At 46.3% G+C, this 5,274-nt stretch carries 7 protein-coding genes; 3 read left to right on the top strand and 4 right to left on the bottom strand.

The features are described 5' to 3' along the window. From Q0314_RS02725 to Q0314_RS02735, 3 genes are all read left to right on the top strand, one after another. The coding region (locus Q0314_RS02725) for an FAD-linked oxidase C-terminal domain-containing protein (RefSeq protein ID WP_298056222.1) at nt 1-456 on the top strand (456 nt) is incomplete at its 5' end. 191 nt (nt 457-647) lie between these two features. Next, the gene (locus Q0314_RS02730; protein ID WP_298056223.1) at nt 648-1,034 is read left to right on the top strand and encodes a hypothetical protein; all 387 of its coding nucleotides are present in this window, start codon (nt 648-650) and stop codon (nt 1,032-1,034) included. Nucleotides 1,035-1,049: 15 nt separating this feature from the next. Then, entirely contained in the window at nt 1,050-1,880 is an 831-nt protein-coding gene (locus tag Q0314_RS02735) for a YihY family inner membrane protein (protein WP_298056225.1), read from the top strand. Here Q0314_RS02735 and Q0314_RS02740 read toward each other — a convergent pair. The 4 genes from Q0314_RS02740 to Q0314_RS02755 form a co-directional block, all read right to left on the bottom strand. After that, on the bottom strand, nt 1,877-3,151 hold the full coding sequence (locus Q0314_RS02740) for a ComEC/Rec2 family competence protein (RefSeq protein WP_298056227.1): 1,275 nt from the start codon (nt 3,149-3,151) through the stop codon (nt 1,877-1,879). The genes Q0314_RS02735 and Q0314_RS02740 overlap by 4 nt on opposite strands. A 23-nt stretch (nt 3,152-3,174) precedes the next feature. Further along, nucleotides 3,175-4,584, bottom strand: coding sequence for a replicative DNA helicase (locus Q0314_RS02745; RefSeq protein ID WP_298056229.1), 1,410 nt, complete (start codon nt 4,582-4,584; stop codon nt 3,175-3,177). An 11-nt stretch (nt 4,585-4,595) separates the two neighbouring features. Then, on the bottom strand, nt 4,596-5,057 hold the full coding sequence (locus tag Q0314_RS02750) for a type II toxin-antitoxin system VapC family toxin (RefSeq protein ID WP_298056231.1): 462 nt from the start codon (nt 5,055-5,057) through the stop codon (nt 4,596-4,598). Continuing rightward, on the bottom strand, nt 5,050-5,274 hold a 225-nt coding region (locus Q0314_RS02755; RefSeq protein ID WP_298056233.1), incomplete at its 5' end, for a hypothetical protein. The genes Q0314_RS02755 and Q0314_RS02750, both read right to left, overlap by 8 nt.

Raw genomic sequence — 5,274 nt, forward strand, 5'->3', positions numbered from 1 at the left:
GCTAAGGACGAGAGCGAGCGAAACGACATCTGGTTTGCCAGGCGTAACTGCTCGCAGGCGATAAATATCTACGGAAATTTAAAGCTAAACGAAGACATCACGGTGCCGCGCTCAAAGCTACCAGAGTTGCTAGAGCGTATCGGCGGCGTCGCGGAAAGATACGGCGTGCAGGTGCCGTGCTTTGGCCACACTGGGGACGGCAACGTGCACACCAACGTCATGGTCGTAGATAAAGCCGACCCGGCGCAGGTAGAGAGCGGCCACAAGGCGATCGAGGAAATTTTTAAGATCGCGGTGGAGCTTGGCGGTACGCTCAGCGGCGAGCACGGCATCGGCATCAGCAAGGCCGAGTTTATGCCGCTTGCCTTTACGGACGCCGAGATGGAGCTTTTTAGAAGTATCAAAAAGGCGTTTGACCCGAACAATATCCTAAACCCGTTTAAGATGGGGCTGTAAATTTGGCGCAAGGCGTAGCTGATTTTTTAAAAATAGCCCTTGACGCCTTGGTCATTGTTTTTTTGGTTGTACTGCTTTTTAGGAAAAATGACAAAATATCTTTTCAGCACGTCGGTTGCGGAGACTTATTTATACACCCCGATCCGTTTTTAAAGATAATGTACTTTTTAATGTTCTCATGTTGCGGCACAATGTCGCTATTAGGCAGAGCAGCAGATAAAAATTTATTCGCCGACTACCATCTGCTGCTATTTCTTTACGATATGCTGTCGGTTTGCTTGTTGGCTTTCGCTTTTTATACCCTGATGCAAAAAGGCATAAGAGTTAAGCAAGACGGCATCTCAAAAGAGATAGGATTGCTTGGCTTTAAACGCGCCTATGAAGTTAAATTTGACGAAATGATTTATGATGTCGGAGTTGCCCTCAGGAACAATGAAAAAGTATTCAAAATAAAAAGCGAGAGCGGCGATACCAAGTTTGGGTTTGGGCTATTATATGCGAGAAAAGACATGGATGATTTAGAAAAAATGATACGAAAAAACGTCAAATTTAAAAACCTTAAACCCATAAGCAGTTAAATTTAAGGATCCAAAATGACCTCGCAAAAATTTGAAAAGATAAAACAGACGCTTAAAATTTGGCTCATAGCGATGCTAAAGATTAAGGACAAGCAGCTGCTGCACTACGCATCAAGCCTGAGCTTTCACACGATGCTCTCTATCATCCCCGTGCTTCTCATCTCGCTTTCGCTCTTTACGCAGATGCCAAGCTTTAGCGTCTATTACGCAAAGATCAAGGAATTTATATTTGCCCAGCTGCTACCCTCAAACCAAGACGCGATCTCAAACTACATCGAGACCTTTTTACAAAACAGCTCGAGCCTAGGCATCCTCGGACTTGGCGCCATCATCTTTACTTCGATCATGTTTTTTGCCGATTACGAATACGTCATCAACCGCATCATGCACACGCAAAGCCGCAAATTTTGGAACTCGCTGAGTGCTTATTGGACGCTCATTACGCTGGCTCCCTTGGGGCTTGGACTTAGTTTTTATCTCTCAAATTTATTTCAGGATATACTAAACTCCAGCGACTACACGAAGTGGATAAATTTTCTTAGCATATTCCCGTACCTCATCATCTGGGCGATATTTTGCGTGACCTATCTCATCTCGATAAACCGCCAAATCGCCCTAAAAAACGCGCTTTTTAGCTCATTTGTGGCCTCACTCATCTGGTATCTGGGCAAAAACATCTTCGTCTTTTACGCCGCAAATAACAAAACATACCTCAGCATCTACGGCTCGTTTTCGGTGGTGCTGCTGTTTTTCGTGTGGATTTACGTATCGTGGATCATATTTCTCTACGGCGTAAAGCTGTGCGCGTATCTGGAAAAAGCGGGCGAGAGCGACAAAGAAGCTTAAAAAAGCGCGGCAAAGCAGAGTAAATTTAGCGGCACGATAACGGCGGCTAAAATTTTGCTTTTTACGCTTGCTAAACTCAGCGCGTTATAAAGCAAAAACAGCCAAAACGGCACGCTCAAATTTACCCCCTTTGCGCGCCACGAGAGAAATTCTAGCAAATACTCATCAAGCGCGCCGCCTGCGCCAAATGCGTGCAAAAGCGCGCTAATCGGATAAAACAGGCTAAAAAGCGGCGTAAGCGGCAAGACGGTTAGCTGCTGGGCGCTAACTAGCGGGAAAAAGTAAACCACGGGCAAAATCATCGCCGAAAATACCCAAAAATTTAACAAAATAGCGTTACTTAAATTTGAAAATCGCCCGCCAAAGTGCCGCAAATAAAGATAAATATAAAACACGCCCATACACGAAAAGTAAAATCCGACGCTAAAAAGCAAACTCGGCATCAGCGCTACGGCGGCGCAAATCACCGTAAAAAGCAGCTCAAAACTAACGACGCGCACGTTTCTAGCGAGTAAAAACAGAGCCAGCAAGCTCATCAAAAACGCCCGCAAAAAGGACGGCACGAAGCCGATCAGCGCAAGATAGCAAAACAAAACAGCAAAAATCGCGGCCGAGAGGTCAAATTTGGCATTTCGATACGGAAAATGGCGTGCCTGAAAATAGCGGTAAATCGGGCGCATGATAAAATACAAAAAACCAAAAATCAATCCCAAATGATAACCCGAAATCGCGATCAGGTGCGCTACGCCGTAGAAATTTACATCCGCTCTAAGCTCCTTGCCCACGGGCGCGGCTAGAAAAAGCGCGGTAAAAAGCTCGGTCATTTTTTCGCTTTCATGCTGCTCGGCGATAAACTCGAAAATTTTATCGTAAATTCGCTCCTCGCTCGCGGCGTACCTAAGCTGCGTCACGCCGTAACTAGGCATATAAAAAGAGCCGCTTAGATACTCTTTAAATTTAACGTTTTTGTTTTCGGCACCGATTAAAATTTGCTCGTTAGCTTGCGCGTCAAAGTCCGCCAGCGTCGTCGTATAAAAGCTAAAATCCTGCGTTTTTAGCTTTAAAACGCGGTAAATTTTACCTTTTGCGTTCGCTTTTTCGTAGTTTTGTGAAATTTTAGCTTGTAAGATGACGCCGTTTTGAGCTTTAAATTCGCGAAATTTATAGTAGCCAAAGCCCAAATTTAGTGCAAAAACAAGCGCGCAGGCAAGGCAAAATATATAAACCTCGCGCGCGTTTTCAAAGATAGATTTACGTTGCGGCTTTTGCAAAATTTGAGCTTAAAGGGCGCATTTTAGGCGTTTGGGTTAAACTCCGCCACGTGCGCGGCGCCAAAGCTCTTATCGACAAAGCGCGTAAATTCCTTCTGAAATATTACTTCTACCGTGCCGACCGGGCCGTTTCGGTTCTTGCCCACGATGATTTCGGCGTCTTCTTCGATCTTATTAGGAACAAATTTACGCACGTACTCCTTGCCCTCGGCGTGCGCCTTTTTCTCGGCCTCCTTCTCCTCCTGCTCGCGGTAAACCTCGTCGCGGTAGACAAAAAGTATCATGTCGGCGTCCTGCTCGATGGCGCCTGATTCGCGCAGGTCGCTTAGCATCGGGCGTTTGTTGGCGCGAGATTCTAGGCTGCGGTTTAGCTGGCTAAGCGCGATGATAGGCATGTCTAGCTCGCGCGCTAACAGCTTTAGTCCGCGCGAGATTTCGGCGATCTGTAAGTGGCGGTCGGAGAAATTTGACGTCGCCATCATGAGGCCGATGTAGTCGATGACGCACAGCGCGATCTCTGGGTTCGAGGACTTGAGCTTGCGCATCTGCGTGCGGATCTGGTGGATGTTTACGTAGCCGCTATCATAGACAAAAAGCTTGCGGTTAGCCATATCGTCGCACGCGTCGCTTAGGCGCGACCACTCCTCGTCGTCCATTTTGGCAGTCATTATGTTTTGCAGCGGGATCGAGGTTTTGGCGCTTAGCATACGCAGCATGATCTGCTCGGCCGGCATTTCAAGCGAGAAAAACACGACTCCGCCGCCGCGCATCAGCACGTGGTTCATCAAATTTAGACAGATCGTCGTTTTGCCCATACCCGGGCGCGCCGCGATGATGATGAGATCGCCGTGCTTAAAGCCCTTCGTCATCTCGTTTAGCTGGCGAAAGCCCGTGTCGATGCCCACGATATCCTTATCTTCGAGCAGTTTTTGCTTTTCTAGGTGAGCGATGACATCTGCGATGATGATGGCAGCGTCCTTGATGGCGCCCGCGCTCTGCCCGTCCACTAGCGAATAAAAACTCTGGCTCAGCTCGTCCACCATATCGCGACTAGGCTTATCCTCGCTCACTTTGCTAGGGATTTGGTGCGCGATTTTGACGAGGCTTCGCTTGATAGATTTTTCTTTGATCTCGTTGGCGTACTTTTTCACATCTAGGATCGAGTTCGTGCCGATGATCTCGCTCATTACGTTCTCGTCAAATTTACTTCCAAGCTTGGTTTTTAAAAACCCCGTTTCGATGGGCAAATTTTCATTGAGGCACTTTACCATCGCGTCGTAAACATCGCCGTGAGCGCGCAGGTAAAAGTCAAACGGGCTTATGATATCGAAAATCTCGCTTAGATTGTCCGCGCTATAGATGATGGATGCGAGGATCGCGCGCTCCATATCCAGGTCGTAGAGATTGTGCATATCGATGTTTTCTTTTGCCATTTTTTATCCGTTTAATTTTTTTGTTTCGGCGCGTAATCTTCAAGATTAGCATCTGTGCGCCTTAAGGCTATTTGTAGTTTTGGAAAGGTTTTGTCGTTTGTGACGATCGCCTCACAGCCGCCCTCTAGCGCGCAAAAATACTGCAAAACATCCTCAAAGTCTATCTTGCGACCCGATTTTAACTCGCTCTTTGCATATTCGCACGCCATCGATAGCCCGTCACTAGACAGCGGTAGACATTTAAAATTTGACGTCCGCGATAATGCTCCGAAAAAATCCAGAATAATTTCGTCTGAAATTTTATAGCATTTTTTTAGCACGTAAGCCACATCGCTGATACTGCCGAACGAGTAGCAAATAGCGTCGTCAACGCTAAAATTTTCAAAAAGTTTAACGGCCGCCAAATTTAGGGCGCCTCTTTCTTCGACTAAAAAATCGATCAGAATATTGCTATCAAGGAAAATTTTAGCCATCTATGCCGTATCTTTTTTTTATGTATTTTTTATCGGCGATTTTTAGCGCTTTTATATCGTCCATATTTTGAGCGGCCTTGCCTTTTACTATGCCTGCAAATCGCATGATTTCAAGACTTGGCGCGCTCTTTTTGCTTTTTAATTTATCGGCCGCAATTAGCTTTTTTACTTCGTTTGACAGCGTAGTCGCGATCGCGATTAGATCGCTTCTATCGCT

The organism is uncultured Campylobacter sp. (genome assembly GCF_938040115.1).
Taxonomy (GTDB): Bacteria; Campylobacterota; Campylobacteria; order Campylobacterales; family Campylobacteraceae; genus Campylobacter_A.

Coding starts and splice junctions, on each gene's coding strand:
- Q0314_RS02745 (WP_298056229.1), bottom strand. CDS start 4,584: ATGGCAAAAGAAAACATCGATATGCACAATCTCTACGACCTGGATATG.
- Q0314_RS02735 (WP_298056225.1), top strand. CDS start 1,050: ATGACCTCGCAAAAATTTGAAAAGATAAAACAGACGCTTAAAATTTGG.
- Q0314_RS02730 (WP_298056223.1), top strand. CDS start 648: ATGTCGCTATTAGGCAGAGCAGCAGATAAAAATTTATTCGCCGACTAC.
- Q0314_RS02750 (WP_298056231.1), bottom strand. CDS start 5,057: ATGGCTAAAATTTTCCTTGATAGCAATATTCTGATCGATTTTTTAGTC.